Annotated in this window: 24 protein-coding genes; 19 read left to right on the forward strand and 5 right to left on the reverse strand. The window is 71.3% G+C overall.

Annotation, left to right across the window (positions count from 1 at the left end):
- Positions 1-24 precede the first annotated feature (24 nt).
- Positions 25-945 carry a hypothetical protein gene (locus EW117_RS21335; protein ID WP_129788715.1) on the forward strand — a complete coding sequence of 307 codons (921 nt, stop codon included), beginning with the start codon at positions 25-27 and terminating at the stop codon, positions 943-945.
- Positions 946-963: 18 nt separating this feature from the next.
- Here the strand turns inward: EW117_RS21335 and EW117_RS30855 are convergent, their stop codons facing one another.
- Complete coding sequence (locus tag EW117_RS30855; protein ID WP_129788716.1) at positions 964-1710, reverse strand: GbsR/MarR family transcriptional regulator; 747 nt, start codon at positions 1708-1710, stop codon at positions 964-966.
- Between the two features lie 242 nt (positions 1711-1952).
- Between EW117_RS30855 and EW117_RS21345 the strand changes: the two genes are divergently transcribed.
- From EW117_RS21345 to EW117_RS21360, 4 genes are all read left to right on the forward strand, one after another.
- On the forward strand, positions 1953-2621 hold the full coding sequence (locus EW117_RS21345; RefSeq protein WP_129788717.1) for a DUF4097 family beta strand repeat-containing protein: 669 nt from the start codon (positions 1953-1955) through the stop codon (positions 2619-2621).
- A gap of 57 nt (positions 2622-2678) precedes the next feature.
- The gene (locus tag EW117_RS21350; protein WP_129788718.1) at positions 2679-3497 is read left to right on the forward strand and encodes an alpha/beta fold hydrolase; all 819 of its coding nucleotides are present in this window, start codon (positions 2679-2681) and stop codon (positions 3495-3497) included.
- Between the two features lie 188 nt (positions 3498-3685).
- The gene (locus EW117_RS21355) at positions 3686-4423 is read left to right on the forward strand and encodes a MerR family transcriptional regulator (RefSeq protein WP_165362807.1); all 738 of its coding nucleotides are present in this window, start codon (positions 3686-3688) and stop codon (positions 4421-4423) included.
- Positions 4420-4764, forward strand: a complete 345-nt coding sequence (locus EW117_RS21360; RefSeq protein ID WP_129788720.1) for a YnfA family protein — start codon at positions 4420-4422, stop codon at positions 4762-4764. Before EW117_RS21355 ends, EW117_RS21360 begins: the two co-directional genes overlap by 4 nt.
- An 8-nt stretch (positions 4765-4772) precedes the next feature.
- Here the strand turns inward: EW117_RS21360 and EW117_RS21365 are convergent, their stop codons facing one another.
- The gene (locus EW117_RS21365; protein WP_129788721.1) at positions 4773-5180 is read right to left on the reverse strand and encodes a type II toxin-antitoxin system death-on-curing family toxin; all 408 of its coding nucleotides are present in this window, start codon (positions 5178-5180) and stop codon (positions 4773-4775) included.
- A 59-nt stretch (positions 5181-5239) separates the two neighbouring features.
- Here EW117_RS21365 and EW117_RS21370 point away from each other — a divergent pair, with 59 nt between their 5' ends.
- Positions 5240-6346: a serine hydrolase domain-containing protein gene (locus EW117_RS21370; RefSeq protein WP_129788722.1), complete on the forward strand. Its 1107-nt coding sequence runs from the start codon at positions 5240-5242 to the stop codon at positions 6344-6346.
- A 56-nt stretch (positions 6347-6402) separates the two neighbouring features.
- Positions 6403-6909 (forward strand): pyridoxamine 5'-phosphate oxidase family protein, encoded by a 507-nt coding sequence (locus EW117_RS21375; RefSeq protein ID WP_129788723.1) that lies wholly within the window; start codon positions 6403-6405, stop codon positions 6907-6909.
- A gap of 57 nt (positions 6910-6966) precedes the next feature.
- Here EW117_RS21375 and EW117_RS21380 read toward each other — a convergent pair whose 3' ends face one another.
- The 3 genes from EW117_RS21380 to uxaC form a co-directional block, all read right to left on the reverse strand.
- On the reverse strand, positions 6967-9063 hold the full coding sequence (locus tag EW117_RS21380; RefSeq protein ID WP_129788724.1) for an acyltransferase family protein: 2097 nt from the start codon (positions 9061-9063) through the stop codon (positions 6967-6969).
- A 108-nt stretch (positions 9064-9171) separates the two neighbouring features.
- Positions 9172-11313 carry an alpha-glucuronidase gene (locus EW117_RS21385; RefSeq protein WP_129788725.1) on the reverse strand — a complete coding sequence of 714 codons (2142 nt, stop codon included), beginning with the start codon at positions 11311-11313 and terminating at the stop codon, positions 9172-9174.
- 90 nt (positions 11314-11403) lie between these two features.
- Complete coding sequence (gene uxaC, locus EW117_RS21390; RefSeq protein WP_129788726.1) at positions 11404-12840, reverse strand: glucuronate isomerase; 1437 nt, start codon at positions 12838-12840, stop codon at positions 11404-11406.
- A gap of 166 nt (positions 12841-13006) precedes the next feature.
- Between uxaC and EW117_RS21395 the strand changes: the two genes are divergently transcribed.
- From EW117_RS21395 to EW117_RS21445, 12 genes are all read left to right on the forward strand, one after another.
- Positions 13007-13792: an AraC family transcriptional regulator gene (locus EW117_RS21395; protein WP_129788727.1), complete on the forward strand. Its 786-nt coding sequence runs from the start codon at positions 13007-13009 to the stop codon at positions 13790-13792.
- 75 nt (positions 13793-13867) lie between these two features.
- Positions 13868-14479, forward strand: a complete 612-nt coding sequence (locus tag EW117_RS21400) for a LysE family translocator (RefSeq protein ID WP_129788728.1) — start codon at positions 13868-13870, stop codon at positions 14477-14479.
- A gap of 28 nt (positions 14480-14507) precedes the next feature.
- Positions 14508-14654 carry a hypothetical protein gene (locus EW117_RS29515; protein WP_165362808.1) on the forward strand — a complete coding sequence of 49 codons (147 nt, stop codon included), beginning with the start codon at positions 14508-14510 and terminating at the stop codon, positions 14652-14654.
- Between the two features lie 24 nt (positions 14655-14678).
- Positions 14679-14894 carry a hypothetical protein gene (locus EW117_RS21405; RefSeq protein WP_129788729.1) on the forward strand — a complete coding sequence of 72 codons (216 nt, stop codon included), beginning with the start codon at positions 14679-14681 and terminating at the stop codon, positions 14892-14894.
- Positions 14895-15264: 370 nt separating this feature from the next.
- Positions 15265-16290, forward strand: coding sequence for a LacI family DNA-binding transcriptional regulator (locus EW117_RS21410; RefSeq protein WP_129788730.1), 1026 nt, complete (start codon positions 15265-15267; stop codon positions 16288-16290).
- A 41-nt stretch (positions 16291-16331) separates the two neighbouring features.
- On the forward strand, positions 16332-17564 hold the full coding sequence (locus EW117_RS21415) for an extracellular solute-binding protein (protein WP_129788731.1): 1233 nt from the start codon (positions 16332-16334) through the stop codon (positions 17562-17564).
- Positions 17561-18700: an ABC transporter ATP-binding protein gene (locus EW117_RS21420; protein ID WP_129788732.1), complete on the forward strand. Its 1140-nt coding sequence runs from the start codon at positions 17561-17563 to the stop codon at positions 18698-18700. The genes EW117_RS21415 and EW117_RS21420 overlap by 4 nt, the downstream gene beginning before the upstream one ends.
- Before the next feature lie 97 nt (positions 18701-18797).
- Positions 18798-19718, forward strand: a complete 921-nt coding sequence (locus tag EW117_RS21425) for an ABC transporter permease (protein WP_129788733.1) — start codon at positions 18798-18800, stop codon at positions 19716-19718.
- Positions 19718-20572 (forward strand): ABC transporter permease, encoded by an 855-nt coding sequence (locus tag EW117_RS21430; RefSeq protein WP_129788734.1) that lies wholly within the window; start codon positions 19718-19720, stop codon positions 20570-20572. The genes EW117_RS21425 and EW117_RS21430 overlap by 1 nt, the downstream gene beginning before the upstream one ends.
- Positions 20565-22046, forward strand: a complete 1482-nt coding sequence (locus EW117_RS21435) for a mannitol dehydrogenase family protein (protein WP_129788735.1) — start codon at positions 20565-20567, stop codon at positions 22044-22046. Before EW117_RS21430 ends, EW117_RS21435 begins: the two co-directional genes overlap by 8 nt.
- A 217-nt stretch (positions 22047-22263) precedes the next feature.
- Positions 22264-23379, forward strand: a complete 1116-nt coding sequence (locus tag EW117_RS21440; RefSeq protein ID WP_129788736.1) for a Gfo/Idh/MocA family protein — start codon at positions 22264-22266, stop codon at positions 23377-23379.
- A 99-nt stretch (positions 23380-23478) separates the two neighbouring features.
- Entirely contained in the window at positions 23479-24315 is an 837-nt protein-coding gene (locus EW117_RS21445; protein WP_207211979.1) for a cupin domain-containing protein, read from the forward strand.
- Positions 24316-24365 lie beyond the last annotated feature (50 nt).

The raw sequence follows: 24365 nt of genomic DNA on the forward strand, positions 1-24365 counted from the left end.
GGGCACTTGCGTCACAGTGAGCCCATGGCTATCAAGCAGGGGGACCCGGTACGGCTGACCTATCGATATCTGCGGGTGGCGATAGTGGCGGTGGTGCTGGTGCTTTTCGTGTCGCTGACGATGCAGATCGTCGCCGACCACGGCAGGCTCGGGTCGGGCGAGGAGTGGTGGCACGCGTCGATCAGCGCGTACTTCTACTCGCCCGTACAGAGCATCTTCGTGGGCGCGCTCGTCGGGATCGGGACGTGCCTCATCGCGATCAAGGGGCGGCGTGGCGCCGAAGAGGTGCTGCTCAACTTCGCCGGCATGTTCGCGTTCGTCGTCGCGCTGGTCCCCACGCCGCTCGACGCCGCCATGTGCACCGAGCAGCCGTACTGCCTCGACGTGCCGGAGCGGGTCGGCAACAACGTGGGGACGCTGCTCCTGGTCGGCGGCCTGGTCATGGTGCTGTCGACCTGGCCACGGCGGCGTGACCTGGCCGGCCGCGAGGGCTGGGACCTGTGGCTCACCTGGCTGACGTGGGCGGCGACCGGCGTGTGGCTCCTGGTCTGGCCCGGCAACTTCCTGACGGTGGCGCACTACGCCGCGGCGATCCTGCTGTTCGCCTGCCTGGTCGGCGTCGCCTGGATCAACGGCTCGGACCTCGCGGTCACGGCCCAGGCGCTCGAACGGCTGCGGGGCATGTCGGCCGCCGCGTACCGGCGCTGGTACCGGTGGATAGCGGTGGCCATGGCCACGGTGCTCGTGGTCGGGCTCGTCACGATGGTGGTGCTCGACCGGTTCTACCCGGAGCTGTTCCCGCAGACGCTGTTCGTGGTCGAGACCCTGATGATGCTGATCTTCGCGCTCTTCTGGACGCTGCAGACCATTCAGTTCTGGGACATCGGCCTGCCCGCGCGCGCCCAGGTCCAGGACCGGAGGCTGCCGGGGGACACGCCGCTGTAGCCGGGCCGGGTCGCGGCTCTAGCCGCGCTCCGGCGGGTTGTCGCCGTCCGACGTCGGCGCGGGCTGGGCGTGGAGGATCTCGCGGGCCTGCTCCGCCGCTCGGGCGATGCTCTCGCCGACGAAGTCCATGTAGCGGGCGATGTTCTCCAGGCGCGCCGCGGCGGGGGTCTGCGGGCCGAGGACCCGGACGCCCTCCCGCGCGGTCCGGGCGAGCTCGGTATTGGCCCGCGCCCCCGCGAGGGTCGCTTGGTAGAACAGCTCGTTGTCGACGACGTAGCGGTCGCGCCGGCCGTCGGCGCGCTCCCGGCGGACGAGGCTCTGACCCTCCAGGAACGTGATCGCCTTCGAGATGGACGCCGGGCTGACCTGGAGGTGGCGCGCCAGCTCGGACGCGGTGAGGCTGCCGGTGTCGCTGACGAACAGGCAGGTGAGCACCCGTGCCGTCATCCGGGGCAGGCCCGAGCCCATGAGCACGGTGGTGAGGGTCTCCTCGTAGTCGGCTACGGCCGCGGCGTCGCGCCCGTGTGCCTGTGGGGCTGCATCCTGCCGCGGGGAGGCGGGCCTGCGCCGGTGCGCGCGCCGTTCGGTGGCGCGGTGCGCCAGGTCGGCGCGGTACGCGGTCGGTCCGCCGTTGCGCATCACCTCGCGCGTGATCGTCGAGGTCGGGCGGTCGAGGCCGCGGGCGATCTCGGCGTATGGCTGGCTGTCGGCCAGCCCCAGCGCGATCTGCTGGCGTTCCTGCTTGGTGAGCCTGCCTCCCGGCATGACGTTCTCCTCAGTGGTTCCGCGCGGGTCCCTGGCGTCGTCACTATAGCGTTCACATCTGGGCCATTGCAATATCTGAGACTCCAGCGTTGCGTTGCATTCTGGACGGTTGCAACAATATGTGCGGTCTGACCTGGATGTATATCGCTCATGGGGCAACAAGCATCTTGTACGAATCTGGAATGCAACGTAGCGTTTCCGGTATAGGAAACGAAGAGCAGCACCGAACACAGGAGCGGATCATGACGAACAAGTTCGATACCCCCGCCGCCATCACCGCCGTCATCAACACCCTTGCCGGCCGGGTGCAGGTCATCGCCGCCGACCGTGCCGACACCACCGTCGACGTCCGGCCGGCCAACCCGGCCAAGGGTCGCGACGTGCAGGCCGCCGAGCGGACCACGGTCACCTACGCCGACGGCGTCCTGCGGGTCAGCGCGGCCGAGCCGAAGAGCCAGCTCGTCGGCCCGACCGGGGCCGTGGAGGTCACGGTCCAGCTGCCTGCCGGCTCCCGGGTCGAGGCCGCCTCTGCCACCTCCGAGGTGCGCGGCGTGGGCCGGCTGGGCGAGGTCGTGGTCCAGGACGTGTACCGCCAGATCAAGATCGACGAGGCCACCACCGTGCGGCTGAGCGCGATGGACGGCGACGTCGAGGTCGGTCGGCTGACCGGCCCGGCACAGATCAGCACCCAGCGGGGCGACATCCGCGTCGGCGAGGCCACCAGCGGCACGGTCGTGCTCAGCACGCAGTCCGGCAACATCACGGTCGGCGCCGCCGCCGGCGTCTCCGCGGCGCTGGACGCCGGCACCAGCCTCGGCCGGGTCAGCAACTCCCTCAAGAACACCGGCACCACCGAGCTCGACATCCGCGCCACGGCCATACAGGGCGACATCAGCGCCCACAGCCTCTGAGCCTTCTCAGGCCGACCACACCGCACGTACCCGACCGGCACCTGCCAAGGAGAGAACATGACCAACGACCGGACCCCGACGACCAGCTCGACCTGGACCGGCATGGTGCCGGTCGACGACACGGCCCTGGCCGTCACCGACACCGGCGGCCCCGGCATCCCTGTCATCTACTGCAACGGCCAGTTCGCCACCCAGGGCTACTGGCGGCGCGTCATCTCCGAGCTGGGTACCGGCTTCCGCCACATCACCTTCGACGAGCGGGCTCGCGGCAGGAAGTCGAGGACCTCGTCGGACTACTCCTTCGAGGCGGCGATCCGGGACGTCGATGCCGTCCTGGCCGCCCGAGGCGTGGACCGGGCCCTGCTGGTGGGCTGGTCCTACGGGGCGGTCGTCGCGGCGCACTGGGCCGGCCGGAACCCGGACCGCACCATGGGCACGGTGCTGGTCGACGGCGCCTTCCCGCACGACTGGCTCGACGACGCCATGGAGATGCGGATCCGTAGGCTGTTCCGGCGGATGAGCTGGTTCACGGTGCCCCTCCGGCTGACGGGCATCACCCCGCGGATGTCCGCCGCCGAGCAGGCCGAGAGCAACATCGAGCTCGGCAGGATCTCCCGGGCGGCCGAGCTCGGCCCTGTCCTCGACCGCATCACCGTTCCGACGCGGTACGTGGTCGCCTCGGGCACCTCGCTCGGCAGCAAGGGTGATGAGCAGGAGGTCATCCGCGCCAGTCTGGACGAGGTGGTCGAACACAACCCGAACATCAAGATCGGCGCGAAGGTCGCCAGCAACCACGGCGCGATCCTGAAGAAGGACTTCCGGGCGATCGCCGCGTCGGTCCGCGAGGTCGCCGCCCTCGACCGCGAGGTGCGCTGACGGCACCGCCGGCCGATGCCACCGCCAACCGTCCTCGTCACCCGTCCAAGTTCACCGCGTCCGTCCCACGCAGGGCCCCCAGCCCTTCGTACGGGACGGGCGCGGTGGTGTCCGGGCTCTCGACGAGCCACGCCGGGATGCTGTGCGGCCTTGACCTTCGAGCCGACTCGAAGGTCTACCGTCGTGGCATGGACGGGATGAGGATCTCCGAGCTCTCGGCGCGCAGCGGCGTACCGACGTCGACCCTGCGGTACTACGAGGCCGAGGGGCTGCTGCCGGCGGAACGCGCGGGAAACGGCTACCGCGTCTACGGGTCGGCAGCGGTGGACCGGCTGGCGTTCATCGCGCAGGCCAAGCATCTGGACCTGCCGCTGTCATCGGTGCGCGAGCTCGTCGACGCGTGGGAGTCCGAGCCGTGCCAGAGCGTGCGTGCCAAGTACCGGCCGATGCTGGCCGAGCGGGCCGCTCAGGTCGACGAGCGAAGGGTCGCGCTCGATGCACTGCGTACAACCCTCACGACCGCGATCGAACGGCTCGACGCGCTGCCCGATCGCGACCAGCCATGCGACGCCGGCTGCACCTTCCTCGGCCGCGCCCGCCCTGCCCTGCCGATCGTGAGTGCGCGGGCCGAACCGATCGCGTGCTCACTCGGTTCGGGCGACTACTCGGCGCGCATCGAGGAGTGGCGCGATCTGCTCGCCGACGCACCCCGTGTCGACGTCGACGGCGGGGTGCGCGCGACCCTTCCCACGACCACGCTCGAACGGGCCGCTGCCCTCGCCGCCGCCGAGCAGGGGTGCTGCGCGTTCTACGCGATCCGTATCGACCTGCACGGCCCGACGTTCGACCTGACGGTCACGGCGCCGCCCGAGGCGGCAGACATGCTCGCCGAGCTGCTACCCACCACGGGGAGCGCCGCTCGATGAACGTGACCCGCTCGATCATCCTGTTCGTCGCCGCGGCAGTGTTCGAGATCGGCGGCGCCTGGCTCGTCTGGCAGGGCGTCCGCGAGCACAAGGGCTGGCTCTGGATCGGCGCCGGGGTGATCGCGCTGGGTCTGTACGGGTTCTTCGCCACCCTCCAGCCCGACGCCCACTTCGGCCGCATCCTGGCGGCCTACGGCGGCGTCTTCGTGGCCGGCTCGCTCGTCTGGGGCATGGCCGTGGACGGTTTCCGGCCCGACCGCTGGGACATCATCGGAGCGCTCATCTGCCTCGCGGGCGTCGCGGTGATCATGTACGCGCCGCGCGCGGCATCAGTCGGCTGACGTGGTTGTCAGGTGAGCGGGTTCTCGTCCGGTGCCAGCGGAGTGTGCCAGCTAGTGAGGGTCTCGGCAATCTTCGCAACGTCACGCTGTGATCCGTCCGCCGCGGCCATGACCAGCTCGTAGACAGCGTCGAGCGGCGGGTCGAAGTAGAAGCCGTTCACCTCGTAGAAGGTTGCGGCGGCGATCAGGCCGAGGCGCTTGTTCCCGTCGATCAGGGTGTGGTTGTTGACTGTGGAGTCGAGCAGTGCCGCAGCCTTGAGGTCGAACGTGGGGTATGCCTCGACGCCCATCATTGAGGTGGCTGGTCGAGTAACAGCTGACTCAAGCAAGCCTGGGTCTCGGACTTCGACAGCTCGGCCGAGGAACTGTTCAGCGATCCAGAGCAGTTCGGGCGCTGTGAGGTAGCGGACTGTCATCGGGTGCTACTTGAGGAAGCCGCCGATGACTTTTCGCCCGGCACACGGTCGGACACCGTATGGGCAACAGCGCTGCACAGTCCCGCGTCCAGGACGCGGTCGACCACCTGACGGCGGACGGCCCCGAGCGGGGCCTGCAGGTCGCCGTCATCCACAAGGGCGAGCTCGTCGTCGATGTGGTGAGCGGTACGGCCGACGCCGAGCGAGGACTGGCCGTCACCCCGGGCACCCTGTTCTTCGCCACGTCGACGGCCAAGGGGGTCGCCTCCGCCGTCGCGCACGTGCTGGTAGAACGCGGCGAGCTGACCTACGACCTGCGGGTCGCCGACGTCTGGCCCGAGTTCGCCGCGCACGGCAAGGGCGGAACGACTCTGCGGAACGTGCTGATGCACACGGCCGGCGTGCCGGCACCGCCGGCCGGCACGACCGTCGAGGACCTCTGCGACTGGGACCGGATGTGCCGCGCGCTCGCGGACGCCGAACCCTGGTGGGAGCCGGGCACGCGGTTCGGCTACCACGTGCACACCTTCGGGTTCCTGCTCGGCGAGACGGTGCGCCGGGCGACCGGCCGGCCCCTGACCTGGTGGCTCCACGAGGCGGTGACCGGGCCGCTCGGCGTCGAGGACGACGTGCACTTCGGCGTGCCGACGGCGCTCCTGGACCGAGTGGCGCGGCAGGAGCCCGCGCCGGGAGTGCCCGTGCCCCGCCCAGAACCGGGTACGCCCGCCGGCCGGGCGGTACCGCCCGCGACCCTGCCGACGGCCGACCTGGCCAACCGCCGTGACGTGCTCACCAGCGACATCGTGGCCATGGGCACCATGACGGCCCGCGGGGTGGCTCGCGTCTACGCCGGCCTGCTGGGCCATACGGACGTTCCGCTGGTCTCGCCGGACCGGCTGACGGAGCTGGCGCGCCCGGCGTACGAAGGCCCCGACGAGGTCATGGGTGTGGACTCCGTCTGGGCGTTCGGGTTCAGCCCCTATCGCCCGGGCGGTGTGCCGGCAAGGCCGGGCTCGACGTTCGGCATGGTCGGCGGGAACGGGTCCGCGGCCTGGGCCGACATCGACTCCGGGCTCGCCGTCGCGGTGATGCGGAATCGCTTCAGCTCGGACTGGGACGCGGCGGGCGAGATCGACCGCCTGGTCGTGGGCCTCTTTCCGGCATGACCTCGACCCCGACCAGCAGGACCCCGACCAGCACAACCCTGAGGAGCACGATCATCATGAACGACCCGGTAACCACCCTCGACGCCCGGTTCAGCGACACCGACGCCGAGCCCACCAGCTGGGAGGCGACCCAGGAGGTGCTCGAGAACGCCCAGATCACCTGGCTGACCACCGTGCGCGCCGACGGGCGCCCGCACGTCACGCCGCTCGTCGCCGTCTGGCTCGACGGCGCGCTGCACTTCACGACCGGACCGGAGGAGCAGAAGGCCGTCAACCTCGTGCGCAACCCGCACGTCGTGCTGACCACGGGTTGCAACACCTGGGACCAGGGGCTGGACGTGATGGTCGAGGGCGAGGCCAGGCGCGTCATCGACCGGCGAACGCTGGAGCGGCTGGCCGCGGCGTGGCGCACGAAGTGGGACGGCCGGTGGCAGTACGAGTGGAGCGACGAGGTGTTCCGCAACGACATCGGCGGGCCCTCGCTCGTGTTCGCCGTGGAACCGGACAAGGTGCTGGCCTTCGGCAAGGGGACCTTCAGCCATACGCGGCACATGCCGCGGTAGCCGCCACGTGCCGCGCGGGACTGCGCCCGCGCGGCGACATCCGACCGATCAGGGCCGTCAGTACAGCCAAGGCGCCGCCTGCCGGACCGCCCTGCCGAGCGCCGGGGTGAGCGTGCGCAGGTAGGTGGCAGTCAGGTGCGAGCCGTCCCGGTAGACCATCACGTTCCCGACCACGGGCGGGCACGTCGTCGGCTCGCAGATCACGTCCGTGAGGTCGACGTGCCCGGCGGTCGTGGGCACCCCCGGGAAGTCCTCCACGGGATTGTTCCTCGCGAACACGTCGGACCGGTCCAGGGTGCACCTGCCGGCGTCGCGCCCGTTCCCCCGCACGCAGTTCGGCGGGCTCCAGTTGAACCGTGGGTTGTCGCGGATCGTGACCACCGGTATGCCAGCGGTGTCGAGCTGCTGCCAGGCAGCCACCTCCTCGGGCATGACCGCCTCGAGCCGGTCCTCATGGGTGCGCGTGCCGGTCACGAACACCGCATCGGGATCCAGGGAGTCGGCGGCGGCTATCACGTTCGCTGTCCAGCGCTCGCAGTCGTCGGTCGGCGCCGGCTCGTACCTCAGGCGGCACTGCCCCTTGCCGGCGACCAGCACGCGCCAGTCGTGCTTCCGCGCCACCCGGTTCACGGCTGCCGCCCACTGGTAGGTGTGGGAGCCGCCGGCGACGAGCACCGTCCGGGTCGGGTCGTCCGGGTCGTGGAGGGTGCACATCCGCACCTGGTCGAGGCCGGGGCCGTCGCCGTGCTCCTGGATGCACTCCTCCATGTGGTCCACCCGGGTCTCGTCGGTCTTCGCGAGCTCGGGGTCGGGCCGCACGGGCACCTCGTCGGACACATCGCGGACCGTGGTGCCGCCCGCGGCGGACGACGTACCCGACGCGGAGTTCGGGCCCTGGGCGGACAGCGCCTGGGCTCCCGTGTACTCGATGCCGAGGTGCTGGAGGGCCTCGAGCTGTGCCGCCTCCCGTGCCTGCATGTCGGTGCTCACCGCGAGCGTCGGCACGATGACGAGCGCCATCGCGGCTCCAGCCGCCAGCAGCGTGCCGGCCGACCGCGCCGGGGTCATGGTGCGCGGCAGTGCGAGGCCCACGGGGCGTGCGACCACCTGGCGGGTGACCCACGCGAGGGCCAGCGACACGGCCAGCACGAGGGTGGCGCCCCGCACGCCCACGGCCGGGAAGTCGCGGACGGCCAGGTAGAAGATCAGCACAGGCCAGTGCCACAGGTACAGCTCGTACGAGATGTCGGCGATGAACCGGAGCGGCGCCAGCTCCAGCAGCCGGCGCGGGCCCCACGCCGCGGTGGTGCCGGCGCCGGCGAGCACCAGCAGAGCGCCGGTGACCGGCCACAGCGTCCACGGGCCCGGGAAGAGCGTCCCGCCGTCGAGCAGGAAGCCCGAGGAGACGATGAGGCCGAGCCCGACCCAGGCACCCAGGGCGCGCAGACCGGCGCCGCCGCGGAGCGGGACGAGCGCGAGCACCGCGCCGACACCGAGCTCCCAGAACCGGGTGGCGGTGTGGAAGTAGGCGGTGGGCTGCAGCACCCCGGTGAGGTACAGCGCGTAGGCGAACGAGGCGGCGGACGCGAGCGCGATGACCATCATGAGCTGCCGCCGGACCCGGGCCCGCGCCCGTCGGCACAGCGACGCCACCACGAGCACCACGAGCGGCCAGGCCAGCAGGAACTGTCCCTGCACGGACAGCGACCAGAAGTGCTGGAGCGGGCTGACCCCTGGACCGGCCGCGCCGTAGGAGAGCGAGTTCGCGATCAGGTCCCAGTTCTCGACGTAGAGGCCCGAGGCGACCACCTGCCGCCAGACCTCCAGCCACCGTCCGCTGGGCAGCAGCAGCCATGCGGCGAGGGCCACGGCCCCGAGCACCACGAGGGCGGACGGCGCCAGGCGCGCGAGGTTTCGCGCGTAGACGGAGCCGAGTCGGAGGGTGCCGGTCTCGGCCCGCCGGACGAGCGATCCGGTGACGAGGAAACCGGAGACGACGAGGAAGACGTCGACGCCGCCGGAGACGCGCCCGCCGCCGAACAGGTGAAAGAGGACCACCAGCAGGAGGGCGAGACCGCGCATGCCGTGCACCTCGGTGAGGTGCGGACGGCTGGTCGTGGTGGCGACCGGTGAGGCGGGTTCAGCGGCATGCATGAGGGGGACCACCAGGGTGTGAGTGAGACTCGATTTACACACGTGGTGACGCCCACCACCCCCGAATCGATGTCCCCGTAGCCGAAGCGTTACGGGAGTTCACCCGCTTCAGTAGATGGTTCGTCCTCGTTCATCAGGGATGCCGGACTTCCGGAAGAAATACGTATTAATCTGGTCGCGCCACTCGGTCGCGCTGCGGAGCTGCTCGGTGAACCGCTCGGCCACCCGTTCGGAGACGCGCGGGTCCACCAGCGTCGAGACGGCGGACCACGCGCTGATCATCCGTTCCACCCGCTCCACGCCCTCGAAGTGGGTGTCGTAGATGTGCTGGATGACGGTCTTCCCGCTGTGCAGCACGTGCGTGTACGGCACGTGGTGGAAGAACAGCAGCAGCTCGTCGGGGCACGTCGACAGCGACTCGTAGGTCTCGCGCCACGGCGAGGGGTACTGCCCGGCGTACCCGGTTCCGGTGTGCACGGTCCGGTCCACACCGATCCCGTCGCGGTCCGCGAAGTGGTAGGTGCCCCACGGTGTGTACTCGTACCCGTCGACGTCGGGTCCGTAGTGGTGGCCGGGGCGCACCATGAAGCCCACGCCGAGCGGGGCCGTGTACCGCTCGTACGTCTCCCACGACCGGTCCAGCACGGCGTGCACGGCCGGCCCGACGGCGTCGGCCTCGCCCGGGAACGTGAGGCCCACCCACTCGTCGAGCAGCTCGGCAGGGTCGAGACTCGGGTCCCAGCACAGCCGCCCGTAGGCGTACAGGTTGGCCTGGGCGAACGGGTGGCCGGTCCAGAACTCGTCGTCGCCGGCGTTGGAGACTGCCGCCAACCCGCCGGCGGGCTTGCGCCACGTGCCGGTGCCCGGATCCTCCGCGGCCTTGCCGCGCCCGGTGGCGAGGTCCGCCACGGTGGGCGAGCCGCCGTCCCGGCCCTCGGCCTCCCAGAAGCGGAAGCCGAGGATCTGGCTCCACTGCGGCCCGAGGTAGACGGCGTGCCGCTGCTGGCCCGTGTACTCCTGGGTGACCTGCAGCTCCAGGGCGACCCGCGTGTGCGGCATGGCGGCCAGGACGGGGGAGATCGGCTCGCGCACCTGGAAGTCGAGCGGACCGTACTTGACCTGCACGATCACGTTGTCGGAGAACGCGCCGTCCAGCGGGTGGAAGTGGTCGTACGCGGCGCGCGCGCGGTCCGTCGACCGGTCGCGCCAGTCCTGCCGGTGGTCGTAGACGAACGCCCGCCAGTGGACCAGGCCGTCGTACGGCTCGACGGCTGCCGCGAGCATGTTCGCGCCGTCGGCATGGGTGCGTCCGTAGGCGAACGGCCCGGGCTGGCCCTCGGAGTCGGCCTTGACGACGAACCCGCCGAAGTCCGGGATCGCTCCCCACACCCGAGCCGCGGCCCGCACCCACCAGTGCGCCACGTCCTGGTCGAGCGGGTCCGAGGTGGTGAGCCCGCCGAGGGTGATGGGCGAGGCGAACGACACCGACAGGTGCACCCGGATGCCCCAGCGCCGGAACACGGCCGCGATCCGGACGACGTCGCCCAGGTCGTCGGTCAGCAGGCGCGCCTCGTGCTCGTGCACGTTGACGTTGTTGATCGCCACGCGGTTGATGCCGACCGCGGCCAGCAGCCGTGCGTAGCGTTCCACGCGCGACAGGTCGGCGCGGACGAAACCGTTGTCGTAGAAGATGGAGCCGCCGGAATAACCGCGTTCCACCTGGCCCATCGTCGGGTGCGCGTCGACGTTGTCCCAGTGGTCGAGCATCCGGAGGCCCGTGGCGGGGGCGTGCCTCTCGTCGACGTCGGGACCCTCGAACGCGGCCTCGCCCAGGCGCACCACGTGGAACAGCCCGTGCAGCAGCCCGGCATCGCACCGCGCCTGCACGACGACGGCGCCGGCCTCGCGCGTGAACCGAAAGCTCTCGTCGGCGTCGTCGCTCCCGGCGCTCGAATTCTTGTCGGCGGAACCCGGCGCACTGGCGGAGACGCTGATGGTCTCGACCGGCTCGTCGAGCGGCGGCGCGAGGGTCAGCACCAGCTCGGCGTCGGCCACGCCGTCGCCCACCTCGAGACGGGAGAACGCCCCGCCGAACCGCGCGGTGGCGACCGCCAGCTCTTCCGCGACCGTTCCCGCGAGGGCGCCGTCGCCGGCCACCACCACCCGGCGTCTGCCGATCGCGGCGAACGCGTCATCGGGCAGCCAGGCCGGGTGGGGGGCAGGGGTGGAGCGCGGAGAATCACCGGTCATGGGTAGTCGTCCCGTCCCTCTTGCGTTTGATGTGCGGGTTTGCGGGGAGAGTCTCCACCCTAACGCCGCCGCAGGTCGGTACCGCGGTCGTCAGCGGGCCGCGTAAGCCAGCTTCGGCAGGTGATAGGCCAGGTCGGCGGCGGTGTCCACGGCCTCGTCCAGGTCGAGCCGGTGCTCCGCCACCAGCCGCGCGAGGTACCCGGCGTCGACCCGCCGCGCCAGGTCGTGGCGGGCCGGGATCGAGCAGAACGCGCGGGTGTCGTCGACGAAGCCCGACATGTTCGAGAAGCCCGCCGTCTCCGTGGCCGCCTCCCGGAACCGGCGCATCGCGTCCGGCGCGTCCAGGAACCACCAGGGCGCCCCGAGCCGGAGCGCCGGGTAGACGCCGGCCAGCGGCGCCAGCTCCCGCGAGTACACGTCCTCGTCCACCGTGAAGGCGATCATCCGGAAGGTCTCCGAGTTCCCGAACGCCTCCAGCACCGGCCGCAGCCCCCGCGCGAACTCGGTGACGACCGGGATGTCGTAGCCCTTGTCCGGCCCGAACGTCGCGGCGACGGTCGCGTCGTGATCCCGCAGCACACCCGGGTGGAACTGCATGACCAGGCCATCCTCTGCCGACATCGCCGCCATCTGGAACAGCATGTGCGCCGAGAACGCGGCCTCCTCGGCGGCGCTGATCCCCGGGCCGTCCGTCGACGATCCCGCGCCCAGCGCCTTGTCGAACAGGGCACCCGCGACGTCGTCGGGCAGGGGGGTGGTGTCCGCGCTGAAGTGACCGTGGTCCGTCGCCAGGCCGCCCGCCGCGACGAAGGCGGCGCGGCGCTCGCGGAGCGCCGCCAGGTAGCCCGCGTAGGTGTCCGTTGCGATGCCCGACGCCGTGGCGAGCCGCTCCAGGTCGCCCCGCCACGTCTGCCGGGCCGGGTGCAGCAGCGGGTCCGGGCGGAACGTCGGCAGCACCCGGCCCGGCAGCTCTACGGCGAGCCGGGCGTGCTCCTCGAGCGTGCTCCAGGCGGGATCGGTGGTGCCGATGGTCTCGATCGCGAACCGGTCCAGGAGGGCGCGCGGCCGGAAGGCGGGATCCGCCAGGCACTCGGCGATCTGGTCGTAGACCTGGTCGGCGGTGTCGGCGGAAGGCCGCACGGTCACGCCGAAGATCTCGACGAGCTCGTGCTCCAGCCAGTACCGCGTCGGCGTGCCGCGGAAGTGCTTCCACCCGGCGCAGAAGCGCCGGAAGATCTCGCGCGGGTCCTTCTCGAACCCAGGCCCTTCGGCCGGGCCGACGCCGAGCTCAGGCAGCTTCGCGCCCTGCGACACGAGCATCCGCGTCAAGTAGTGGTCGGGCACCACGAGGAGCTGGGCGGGGTCGCCGAACGGCTCGTCGTCGGCGAAGGCCGTGACGTCGACGTGGCCGTGCATCGACACGATCGGCAGGTCCCGCACCGTCTGGTAGATCTCGCGGGCGATCGGCCGCGTCACCGGGTCGGCGGGCAGTGCGCGGTCGGGGTGCAGGGTCCAGGTGTCGGTCACAGAGGTCCTCCTGAGGCATCGTTGCCGGGTGGGTAAGCGGTTGCTCGGCCATCGTAGGGCACCCTCCGCGTACTCCCGGCGGGGGACGCGGCATGCACCGCGGGCCCCATACGCTGACCGGATGGGTACCGACCAGGGCCGGTGCCGGAGAGGTGGATGACGGCGGATGCCTGAGTTCTGGCACAGCGCACAGATGCCGCAGCTCGAATCGCGGCGGTCTTGTCAGAAGGTCGCCTGTTACCGGCCGCACACCCATGACCGCCTCTCGATCGGGCTCATCGACTCCGGCACGACAACGTTCACCGGTGCGGCAAGCGGACCCGTCCCGCTCGCCGCAGGCGATGTGATTCTCATCCCCGCCGGGCACGTCCACGCCTGCAACCCGGAGAACGGCCGTTGGCAGTATCAGATGATGCAGGCCGATCAGGACTGGATCGCGACGCTCGCTCCGGACGCGGCAGCTGGCCTCCTGACCGAGATCACCGTGTTCCGGCACCGGGGCCTGCATCGACGGTTCAGCGCGGTCAACGATCTGCTCTTCGCCGATACGGGCATCGAACGAGTCGAGGCCGAGTTCCGCCGCGTCCTGCACGAGTGTTCGACCCTCCCACCGCATCGCCGGGTCACGCCGGCCACTGAGACGGCTCTCGTGGCTCGACTGCGGCCGGTACTCGACCGGCTGCACCACGACGAGTCGAACCCGTTGCTCGACGAGCTGGGGGAACTGGTCGGGATGGGCAAGTATCAGCTCATCCGGACGATGAAGCGGGCCACCGGGTTCTCGCCGGTGGCGTGGCGGCAGAACGACCGGGTCATCACCGCGCGGGCGATGCTCCGCGACGGACGATCACTGGCGGAGACGACCCACGCGCTCGGCTTCGCCGACCAGAGCCACTTCCACCGTGTCTTCCGAGCCCACGTCGCTGCCTCTCCGGGTGCGTACCGCCGCTGACGCAATTTCGTTCAAGACCCCGTGGGCGACGGCGCCCCAGACTGCCGACGTTCGTCGTCGAGCCTCAGGGGAGACATGGAGCAGTTCCTTGCCGTCGCGGTTGCGCATTTCCTCGCCCTGCTGATTCCCGGAGTGGACTTCTTCCTCGTCGCCCGCACCGCGATGGCCGGCGGCTGGCGAAACGCGAGCGGTGTCTGTATCGGCATCGCCTCAGCGAACGGCATCCTCATCACGGCCGCGTTCTCAGGGCTGTCATTGATCTCGCACCCGGTCATCCTGAACGTCGTCCAGGCGTCCGGCGGCATGTTCCTGACCTACATCGGGATCGCGTTCCTCCGCGCCCGGGCGAGCATCGAGCCGGCCCGGCCGCGAGCTCTGCGCACCACCTGGGTGAAGAACCTGGGGCTCGGGCTGGCCTCGGGCCTGCTCAACCCGAAGAACGCGCTGTTCTACGTCAGCCTCGCCGCTGTCCTCGCCGACGCGACGCCCGTATCGCTGGTGATCTACGGAGCGTGGATGGTCACGCTCGTGCTGGTCTGGGACCTGTTCGTCGCGATCACTCTTGGCTCCGAACGCGCACTGACCGGGCTCTCCCGCGTCCTCTCGTGGCTGACCAAGATCGCCGGTGCCTTCCTCGTCGTGCTCGGTCTGGGGATGATCCTCGGTCTGCTGATCCACCTGACGTGAGCGGAGCCCACGCGTCACGCGTCCCGGCGTGAGCAGGATGATCGCCGCGGCGGCGGGCCTGCGCACCACGACCCCGAAGAGCATCGCGAAGCCGCCCCAGACCAGCATCTGCACCGGGATGAAGATGAGCAGCACCCGAGCCAGCTCCGGGTCGGACAGCGAGAGCGCCGGATAACCGCCGAGCCGCAGCATGCCCTGGGTGATCGCGAAGTTGACCAGCGAGATCACCAGGCCCGCCACCGCTCCGATCCCCCACGCGACGATCAGCTTCGCCAGCAGCAGCCGCGTCCGGTTCGGCGTCGCGACGAACGAGTACCTGATGACGCCGTTGCCGAACTCCCCGGCGCTCATCGTCGCTCCGAAGAACGCGTACGCCCAGACGGCCAGGCCCGGCCCGAAGAACATGACCGAGTAGCGGCTCCCACCGCCGTCGGCCTGCCGCTCGTAGAGCGCCTCGGCACCCCCTGCTCCGGTCACCGCCGCGGTGAGCCCGACGGCGATCGCCAGGGTGACGAGCAGCAGCACCCAGAGGCTCGGGCTGTGCCGCACCTTGACACGTTGTCGACGGCGGCGCGCTCCCCGTATCTCTTGGTCAGCTTCGTTGTTCGGATCATGTGATCCAGCCTCGGCGGAGCGGGGCCGGCGCAACAGCGTCGTCAGGACGTGTCCGGCGAGCCGTTCGTCGGTGCGTGCCCGCTACTTTCGGACCAGGCTGCGAACGTTTGCACTTAAACCGTGCGCTAGGGTGCAAACGTTCGCAGCGTCGCGGGTCACGAGGAGGTGCCATGGTCACGGTGCACGACGTCGCTCGCGCCGCCGGGGTGTCGATCTCCACCGTGTCGCGCGCCCTGGCCTCGCCGGAGCGCGTGGCCGCCGAGACCCGAGACCGCGTGACACGCGTGGCCGCAGAGCTTGGCTACCGGCCCAACCGCGCGGCGAGCGGCCTGCGGATGGGACGCACCCACGCCGTCGGCCTGCTGGTGCCCGACCTGGAGAACCCGTACTTCGCGACCGTGACCAAGGCCGTGCAGGCGCGGGCGCGGGCCGAGGGATACGAGGTGTTCGTCGCGGACTCCGACGAGGACGCCGATGTCGAGGCCGAGCTGATCGATGCCCTGGCCACCCGGACCGACGGGCTGCTCGTGACCTCGCCGCGGTCGGGCGAGGCCGAGCTCCGCGCGGCGCTGGTCGGCGTGACCGCCGTCCTGGCCAACCGCGAGCTGCCCGCCGAGCCCGGCTCCGAGACACCGCCCGTCCCGTCCGTGTGCGTCGACGACGCCGACGGCGCCGCCCAGGTGCTCGGTCACCTGTACGCGCTGGGCCACCGGACAGTCGGCATCGCCGCCGGCCCGCCGTCGTCCTGGTCGGGCGGACGGCGTGTCGCCGGGCTGTTCGCCGCCGCCGAGCGCTGGGACGTCGAGCTGGTGGAGCTGGGCACCTTCCAGCCGTACTTCGCGGGCGGCACCCAGGCGGCCGACTACGCGGTGGCGAGCGGCGCCACCGCCGTCGTCGCGTTCAACGACCTCATGGCCCTCGGCATCCTGGACCGGCTGCGGCACCGTGGCGTCGACGTCCCGGGCGAGATGTCCGTGGTGGGGTTCGACGACGTCCAGCTCGCCACCCTCGTCTCACCCGCGCTCACGACGGTGCGCGCGCCGCTGGCCCGGCTGGGCCGGCGAGCCGTCGACCTGCTGCTCGCCCGCCTGCGCGGCGGTACGCCGACGGGCACCCAGCTCCCCGTGGAGCTCACGATCCGTGGGTCCTCAGGACCCGCCCCTGCCGAGACGGTCGACCGAGGCCCGTCCCGATGAACGAACCATGGGCGAAGAAGCCCGAGAGAGAGGAAAGCACTATGCGCACCTCGAAGAAGGCCGTGGCGCTCGTCGGCGTCGCGGCACTGGCTCTGCTGACCGCCTGCGCCCCGCCGGCGCCCCCGGGCGGCGAGGGCGGCGGCGCCGTCACCGATCCGGCCGACGTCCCGGACACGCCCTCCGAGCCCGTCACCCTGAACATCCTCGACGTCGCGGGCAACCAGCGGCTCACCGAGGGCATGGTCGACGAGTTCGTCGAGGAGAACCCCGACGTCATCGAGTCGGTCACCTGGGAGACCGGCGGCGCGCCCGACGTCACGGGCATCGTCAAGCCCCAGGTCGACAGCGGCAACCTGTCCATCGACGTGGTCTTCACGGGCAACGACGGGCTCGCGGCCGGCATCAGCCAGGACCTGTGGCTGCCGATCGTGGACGACTACGGCGACCGCGTGTCGAACCAGGAGAACTACCTGGAGCCGGCCGCGAACATGCAGGAGCTGGCCGAGGGCTACGGCATCGTGACGACGTACTACCCGTCCGGGCCGCTGCTGCAGTACGACCCCGAGGTCGTCGACACGCCGCCGGCGACGCCCGAGGAGCTGCTGGAGTGGGCGGAGGCCAACCCGGGCAAGTTCGGGTACGCGCGCCCCGCGAACTCCGGCCCGGGCCGCACGCTGCTCATGGGCCTGCCCTACCTCCTGGGCGACGAGGACCCGACCGACCCCGAGAACGGCTGGGACAAGACCTGGGCCTACCTCAAGGAGCTCGGCCAGTACGTCGACACCTACCCCACGGGCACCGGGCAGGTCATTACCAACATGGCCGACGGCACCTGGTCGATGGTCCCGACCACCACGGGCTGGGAGATCGCACCGCGTGCCGAGGGCCAGCTGCCGAACACGCTGCAGGCCGCAGCGTTCGACGACTTCACCTGGGTGACCGACGCGCACTACGCGGCCATCCCGAAGGGGCAGAGCGCCGACAAGATCAGCGCCATCATGCTCCTGCTGCAGGACATGCTCACCCCGGAGCAGAACGCCAAGGCGTACGACGCCGGTTACTTCTACCCCGGCCCGGCCGTGGAGGGCGCGACGCTCGACCTCGCTCCGCAGGAGTCGCAGGACGTGATCGAGGAGTTCGGCCGGCCCGAGTTCGACGAGCTCATCGAGTCGCAGGACGCCGTCGTCCCGCTCGACGCCGAGTCCATGGTGACCGCGTTCGACATCTGGGACCGCGAGGTCGGCGGCGGCAAGGTGGAGGAAGAAGCAGAGTGAGTGACTTCGAGTCGTTGGAGCTGCGCGGCGTCGGACGGCGGTTCGGCGGGGTGGACGCGCTGTCCGGGCTGGACCTGACGATCAAGTCGGGTGAGTTCGTCGCCTTGCTCGGGCCGTCGGGCTGCGGCAAGTCGACGGCGCTCAACTGCCTGGCAGGCCTCCTCCCGCTGACGCACGGCGAGATCCTGCTGGACGGTCGGCGGATCGACACGCTGCCCCCGGAACGGCGCGGTTTCGGCATGGTCTTCCAGTCGTACGCGCTGTTCCCGCACCTCTCCGTGGAGAAGAACGTCGCGTTCGGCCTGCAGATGCAGGGGCTGCCGCGGGCGGAGATCGACTCGCGGGTGCGTGAGGCGATCTCGCTCGTGAAGCTCGGCGAGCACGCCAAGAAGCTGCCCGGCCAGCTCTCGGGCGGGCAGCAGCAGCGCGTGGCCATCGCTCGCGCGGTGGTGCTCGAGCCGTCCCTGGTGCTCATGGACGAGCCCCTGTCGAACCTGGACGCGAAGCTCCGGCTCGACATGCGCACCGAGATCCGGCGTCTGCACCAGTCGCTCGGGCTGACGACCATCTACGTGACGCACGACCAGGAGGAGGCGCTCTCCCTGGCCGACCGCCTGGTCGTCATGCGCGAGGGACGGGTGCAGCAGGTCGGCACTCCTGACGAGCTCTACGAGAGCCCGACGAGCTGGTACGTCGCGGACTTCATGGGGTACCGGAACATCCTGCCCGCTACCGTCGTCTCGACGTCCGCGGGCGAGGCGGTGGTCGAGCTGCCCGGAACCGCGGGCGGCGGCGACGGCGCCCGGCTCACAGGGCGGGCGGTCGGCGGCCTGGCCGCCGGGGACGACGTGCGGGTGGCGATCCGGCCGGAGGACTTCGTACTGGTGTCGAGCGGGGTGTCGGCGGGTTCGCCCACCGGGCGTGCGGCCGGGTCGATTCCCGGCGCCGTGTCGGTGGTCGAGTACCACGGGCGCGAGCACGCCGTCGGAGTGCAGACCGGCGACACCATGCTGCACGCGCGCACCCCGGCCGCCCCGCAGGTCGGCGCGCCCGTCTCCCTGACCGCGCCCGTCGAGCGGGTCCTGGTGTTCCCGGAGGCGCTGGACGCCGTCGTACCGCAGGAGGTGGCGGCATGACCCGCGCGACCGCCATTGGTTGTGAGCGTGACGGTTGCGACTACGTGTCCGTTTTAGGCGCAACGATCGCGCCCACAACAAAGGCGGGGGGTGCGCCGTGAGCGGCGTCGGGCAGCAGCGGGCTACCGCGAGCCTGCGGCACCGTCTGGCCGAGCGGGGGGTGGACGCCGCCCTGCTCCTGCTGGTGCCCGGGCTGGTGGTGGCGCTCGCGCTGTTCGTCTACCCGTTCTCGTACGGGATCGGGCTCACGATCCAGCCGACGGCGGCCATGCAGGAGCAGTGGGGCGGGGGGATCTTCGCGAACTACGTGGCGTTCTTCAGCGACCCGTTCGTGTTCGACTCCGTCGGCCTCACCATGCGGCTCGCCCTGCCGGCCGCCCTGTTCAACGTGCTCGCGTCCGTGCCGGTGGCGATGGTGCTGCGGCACCGGTTCCGCGGCAAGCGGCTGCTGACGTCGCTGCTCGTGCTGCCGATCACGCTGGGTACGGTGCTCACCGCGCAGGGCCTGCTGATCTTCGCGGGGCGGCAGGGCTGGCTCAACCGGACGCTGCTGGAGATCGGATTGATCGACGAGCCGCTCCAGCTGGTGAACAACTACCTGGGCGTCATGTTCTCCTTGGTGATCACGGGCTTCCCGTTCGCGTTCCTGCTCATCTCGTCCTACCTGTCGGGCATCGACCCGTCGCTGGAGCAGGCCGCGAAGACGCTGGGTGCCGGCTGGTGGCAGCGGTTCCGGCGGATCGTCCTGCCCCTGCTCGCGCCGGGGCTGGCCACCACGTTCGTGCTGACGTTCGTGCTCGCGTTCTCCGTCTTCCCGTCGGCGCGGCTGGTTGGTGACGCCATGGGGGAGACCCGGGTCATGTCGCTCATGGCCTTCCGGGCGTTCGGTGAGCAGAACGACTACGCGATGGCGTCCACCATCGCGCTCATGATGGGTGCGGTCGAGCTGATCGTCGTGGTGGCCGTGCTGGGCCTGCGGTCGCTGCTGTACCGCGGGACCACGGGAGGGAAGGGCTGATGGCCGCTTCGACGCTGGAGCGGCCGCTCGCCGCCCGACCGTCCACCTGGTTCGTGTGGGCCGGCATGACCGCGTTCGGGGTGTTCCTGCTCGGGATCCTCCTCGCGGTGGTCGTCGACTCGTTCGGGCGCCAGTGGTTCGACACCTGGTTCCCCGAGGGGCTGACCACCGAGCGCTACGCCGAGGCCTGGGACCGGTTCGCGCTGGGCGAGGTCGTCGGCGTCACCGTCGGCGTGGCCCTGCTCGTCGTGGTGATCTCGGTGCTGGTGGGCGTGCCCGCCGCGTACGTGCTGGCCCGCCGCGACTTCCCGGGCAAGCGTGCGGTCATGCTGCTGTTCCTCCTGCCGGTGCTCATGCCGCCCATCACCTACGGCATCCCGCTCGCGACCGTCATGTACTCGTTCGGGCTGGGGCGCACGCTGACCGCCGTCGTGCTGGTCAACCTGGTCCCGTCCGTGCCGTTCGTCATCCTGACCATGACGCCGTTCATCGAGCAGATCAACCCCGCCATCGAGTCGGCGGCCCGGATGTGCGGGGCGCGGACCCGGCAGGTCTTCACCCGGATCCTCGCGCCGCTGCTCGTCCCCGGCATCCTCGCCGCCGCCATCCTGGTGCTCGTCCGGACCGTCGGCCTGTTCGAGCTGACCTTCCTCGTGTCGGGCCCTGGATCGGACACACTCGTCGTGGCGATCTACCGTGGCATGACATCCGCCGGTGGTGGCGAGGCGAGACAGCTCATCTCGGCCATGTCGGTGATCTATACAGCGACCATGCTCGTCATGCTCGTGGTGGCGCTGCGGTTCGTGAACCCGACGCAGCTCGTGGCACAGGTGAAGGAGACACGCGATGACTGACGACCGCCTGCACAGGGACCGCGTCCCCGCGGGCATCGACGCGCCCGTGCGCCCGACGGCGGTGGGCATCGTCCACCTCGGCATCGGGGCGTTCCACCGGGCTCACCAGGCCGTCTACACGGAACGCGCGGCGATAGCCACCGGCGACACCTCGTGGGGCATCCTCGGCGTGACCCAGCGGTCCGCGCGGGTCCGCGACCAGCTCCGCCCCCAGGGCGGGGTCTACGCGGTCCTCACTGCGGGGGAGCAGGAGTCCACGGTCGAGCTGATCGGCTCGGTGGTCGACGTCGCCTACCCCGCCGAGGAGACCGAGCTGGTGCTGGCAGCGCTCGCGGCGCCGACCACCCACGTGGTCACCCTCACGATCACGGAGAAGGGCTACGCCCGGAACCCGGACGGGTCGCTCGATCTCGATGCGGTCGCCGGGGACCTGGCGGCCCTGGCCGACGGCGCCGACGCCCAGCCTGCCTCGTCGGCCATCGGGCTGCTCGTGCGGGGGCTGGCCCGGCGGGCGCCGACCGGGTTGCCCATTACCGTGCTGACCTGCGACAACATGGTGGACAACGGGAGGGTGCTCGAGAGTCTGGTGCGTCAGGCCGTGGACGCGGGCCTGCCCGGGGCTGAGGGCGACGTCCTGCGCGGCTTCCTGGACGCGCGCGTCACGTTCCCGTGCTCCATGGTCGACCGGATAGTGCCCGCGACGACGCCGGAGCAGCGCGACCACGTCGGGCAGGCGCTCGGCGTGCGGGACGAGGGTCTGGTCGTGGGCGAGCCGTTCGCGCAGTGGGTGATCGAGGACCGGTTCGCCGGGCCGCGCCCCGCGTGGGAGGCCGCCGGCGCGACCCTGACCAAGGACGTCGCGCCCTTCGAGCAGGCCAAGCTGCGGTTGCTCAACGGGACGCACTCGCTGGTCGCGTACTCCGGGTGGCTCGCCGGGCACGCGACGATCGCCGAGGCCGTGACCGACCCGGAGATCGCCGAGCGCGCCCGGCAGTACCTCTTCGAGGACGCGCTGCCGACGCTCACTCCGCCCGACGGCCTGGACCTGCACCAGTACGGCGAGCAGATCCTCACCCGGTTCGCCAACCCGCACACCGGGCACACGACCGCCCAGGTGGCGATGGACGGCACCCAGAAGATCCCGTTCCGGTGGGGCGGTGTGCTCACGGACGCGCTGGCGGCCGGGCGGGAGCCCGAGGGGGTGGCGTTCGGCCTGGCCGCCTGGGCGGAGTTCGTCCGACGCCGGACGCGTTCCGGGGAGGGCGTCGACGACCCGCGGGCCGAGGAGCTGGCCGCGCTCGTCACCGCCGCGGAGGTGCCCGGCGGATCCGACGGCCTGGGCGACGTCGCGGGACTGGCCGGCGCCGAGGAGGACCTCCGGGCGCTGCTCGCGCTCCCGGGTCTGCTGCCCGCCGGAACCCCGGAGAGCTTCGTCGACGCGGTCGCGGCAGAGATCGACGCCGTCGTGCTCTGACAGGTCGGCGGCGGGTGGCTGGTTGCGGCCGGCGTGGCGCTGACTTCGGTCGGTTGCACCGCCGCCCAGCTGACTTCGGTCGGTTGCTCTGACATCGGTCCGTTGAATGACCGATGTCAGAGCAACCGACCGAAGTCACTGCGGCGCCACGCAGCGCCAGGTAGGGTCAAGGCGTTTTGAAACGATTCGATCCATACGTCGACGAGGACGGAGCGAGATGAGAGTCACGATCCTGGGTACCGGTGCCATCGCCGCGGCCCATGCGGGCGCGATAGCAGGGCTGCCGGCCCATGGGGTGGACGCCGTCCTGGCACACGCCGTCGACATCGACCCGGCTCGGGCGGAGGCGTTCGCCCAGCAGCACGACGTCGCCGCGCACGGGACCGACCTGGCCGCCATGCTCGCCGAGACGGATGTGCTGCACGTCTGCACGCCGCCCGGCGCCCACGTGGACGCGGCCGTGGCCGCGCTCGACGCGGGCGTGCACGTGGTGGTGGAGAAGCCCGCGACCCTCTCCCTCGCGGAGATCGACCGGATCGCGGAGGCCGAGGCCGGCTCGACCGCGAGCTTCACGCAGGTCGTGCAGCACCGGTTCGGGCACGGTGTGCGGCAGCTGCGCCGGCTGCTCGACGACGGCGCGCTGGGCCGCCCGCTCGTCGCCACCTGCGACACCCTGTGGTTCCGCGCGCCCGAGTACTTCGAGGTGCCGTGGCGCGGGCGCTGGGACACCGAGGGCGGCGGGCCCACGATGGGCCACGGCATCCACCAGTTCGACCTGCTGCTGGCGGTGCTCGGCCCGTGGTCCGAGGTGACGGCGATGGCCGGCCGTCTCGCCCGGCACGTCGACACCGAGGACGTCTCGATGGCGATCGTGCGGTTCGAGAGCGGCGCGATGGCGACGGTCACCAACTCCCTGCTGTCCCCGCGCGAGACCTCCGACCTGCGGTTCGACACCGAGGCGGCGACCATCGAGCTGTCGCACCTGTACGGGTATTCGGACGCCGACTGGACGTTCACGCCCGCGAAGGGCCGGGACGACGTCGGGCAGCTGTGGCAGCCGGACCGCGCCGCGCTGCCTTCCGGTCACCTCGCCCAGCTCGTGCCGACCTACCGGGCGTTCGCCGCGGGCGAGGCGCCGCCGGTCACGGTGGGCGACACGCGCGGCACCCTGGAGCTGGTCGCGGCGATCTACCGGTCGGCGTTCACGGGAGCCGTGGTGCGGACCGGAGAGATCGGGCCCGGGGACCCGTTCTACGCGTCCATGCGCGGATCGGGCCCGGCCTGGGCGCCCGTCAAGGACGTCGACGCGGTGCGGGCCGGCGCCAGCAGCTGACTCGGGGCCTCCGGTGCCGCGAGTCAGTGGTGTGGTGCGCTATCGCGTCGATCGGCGTTTGATGGAGGTGAGAATGGCCGGCGCAGAGAGGTGAGGACCATGACCGACGCAATCAGCGCCCCGGTATTTCCCGGCGGGACGTCGGTGTCCCACCTGCGCGTCTACGACTGGCCCGCGCCGGACGCGCCCGGCGGGTCCGGCTCACCGCACTTCCACACGGCTTCTACCGAGGCCTACGTGACGCTCGCCGGCCGCGGCCGGGTGCAGACGCTCAGCCAGGAGGGTTTCGCGGAGCACGAGCTCGGGCCGGGCCGGATCGTCTGGTTCAGCCCCGGCGTGATCCACCGCACCGTGAACGACGGCGGCCTCGAGGTGCTGGTCGTGATGTCCAACGCCGGGCTGCCGGAGGCCGGGGACGCCGTGCTCACGTTCCCGCCCGAGATCCTCGTGGACCCGGCGGCGTACCGCGCCGCGGCGACGCTGCCGAGCCCGTCGACCGGCGCGGGTTCGGGCGGCCGGGAGACGGCCGATGCCGCCGAACCCGGGGCCGACCCCGCCGAGGACGACCCAGCAGTGGCCGCCGCGGCGCTCGCGCGCCGGGACCTGGCGCTCGCGGGGTTCCAGGTGCTCCGGGACGCGGTCGAGGAGGACGGCGAGGCCGCCTTCGACGGCCTGTACGTGGCGGCGGCCCAGCTGGTCGCCCCGCAGGCGGCCGGCTGGCGGGAAGTGTGGACGACGTCGGTGGGGCGCGCCGTCGCCGAGACCGACTGGGCCCTGGCCGCGCTGGCCCCGGAGTCGGGTGCGGATCCGGGCGCGGCGGAGGCTGCCGTCGTCGGGCACCTGGAGTTCGGGCGGGTCGCCGCTCGCGACGCCGAGCCCGGCCACCGGCGCTACGGGATGTGCGGCCGGCTGCAGGTCTGGTCGACGCGGGGCTGAGCCGCAGGGGGCGCCGTCCGCCACCCGCAGTCGCACCCCCTGCGATCGGC

The organism is Promicromonospora panici (genome assembly GCF_900608595.1).
In the GTDB taxonomy this organism is placed as follows: Bacteria; Actinomycetota; Actinomycetes; order Actinomycetales; family Cellulomonadaceae; genus Promicromonospora; species Promicromonospora panici.

Bases quoted from the DNA above. Each gene is read 5' to 3' on its own strand.
- EW117_RS21375 (WP_129788723.1), top strand. From the start codon at position 6,403: ATGAACGACCCGGTAACCACCCTCGACGCCCGGTTCAGCGACACCGAC.
- EW117_RS21445 (WP_207211979.1), top strand. From the start codon at position 23,479: ATGACCGACGCAATCAGCGCCCCGGTATTTCCCGGCGGGACGTCGGTG.
- EW117_RS21385 (WP_129788725.1), bottom strand. From the start codon at position 11,313: ATGACCGGTGATTCTCCGCGCTCCACCCCTGCCCCCCACCCGGCCTGG.
- EW117_RS21400 (WP_129788728.1), top strand. From the start codon at position 13,868: ATGGAGCAGTTCCTTGCCGTCGCGGTTGCGCATTTCCTCGCCCTGCTG.
- EW117_RS21355 (WP_165362807.1), top strand. From the start codon at position 3,686: ATGGACGGGATGAGGATCTCCGAGCTCTCGGCGCGCAGCGGCGTACCG.
- EW117_RS21335 (WP_129788715.1), top strand. From the start codon at position 25: ATGGCTATCAAGCAGGGGGACCCGGTACGGCTGACCTATCGATATCTG.
- EW117_RS21435 (WP_129788735.1), top strand. From the start codon at position 20,565: ATGACTGACGACCGCCTGCACAGGGACCGCGTCCCCGCGGGCATCGAC.
- EW117_RS21360 (WP_129788720.1), top strand. From the start codon at position 4,420: ATGAACGTGACCCGCTCGATCATCCTGTTCGTCGCCGCGGCAGTGTTC.
- EW117_RS21415 (WP_129788731.1), top strand. From the start codon at position 16,332: ATGCGCACCTCGAAGAAGGCCGTGGCGCTCGTCGGCGTCGCGGCACTG.
- EW117_RS30855 (WP_129788716.1), bottom strand. From the start codon at position 1,710: ATGCCGGGAGGCAGGCTCACCAAGCAGGAACGCCAGCAGATCGCGCTG.
- EW117_RS21395 (WP_129788727.1), top strand. From the start codon at position 13,007: ATGCCTGAGTTCTGGCACAGCGCACAGATGCCGCAGCTCGAATCGCGG.
- EW117_RS21440 (WP_129788736.1), top strand. From the start codon at position 22,264: ATGAGAGTCACGATCCTGGGTACCGGTGCCATCGCCGCGGCCCATGCG.
- EW117_RS21345 (WP_129788717.1), top strand. From the start codon at position 1,953: ATGACGAACAAGTTCGATACCCCCGCCGCCATCACCGCCGTCATCAAC.
- EW117_RS21365 (WP_129788721.1), bottom strand. From the start codon at position 5,180: ATGACAGTCCGCTACCTCACAGCGCCCGAACTGCTCTGGATCGCTGAA.
- EW117_RS21430 (WP_129788734.1), top strand. From the start codon at position 19,718: ATGGCCGCTTCGACGCTGGAGCGGCCGCTCGCCGCCCGACCGTCCACC.
- EW117_RS21350 (WP_129788718.1), top strand. From the start codon at position 2,679: ATGACCAACGACCGGACCCCGACGACCAGCTCGACCTGGACCGGCATG.
- EW117_RS21380 (WP_129788724.1), bottom strand. From the start codon at position 9,063: ATGCATGCCGCTGAACCCGCCTCACCGGTCGCCACCACGACCAGCCGT.
- EW117_RS21370 (WP_129788722.1), top strand. From the start codon at position 5,240: ATGGGCAACAGCGCTGCACAGTCCCGCGTCCAGGACGCGGTCGACCAC.
- EW117_RS21410 (WP_129788730.1), top strand. From the start codon at position 15,265: ATGGTCACGGTGCACGACGTCGCTCGCGCCGCCGGGGTGTCGATCTCC.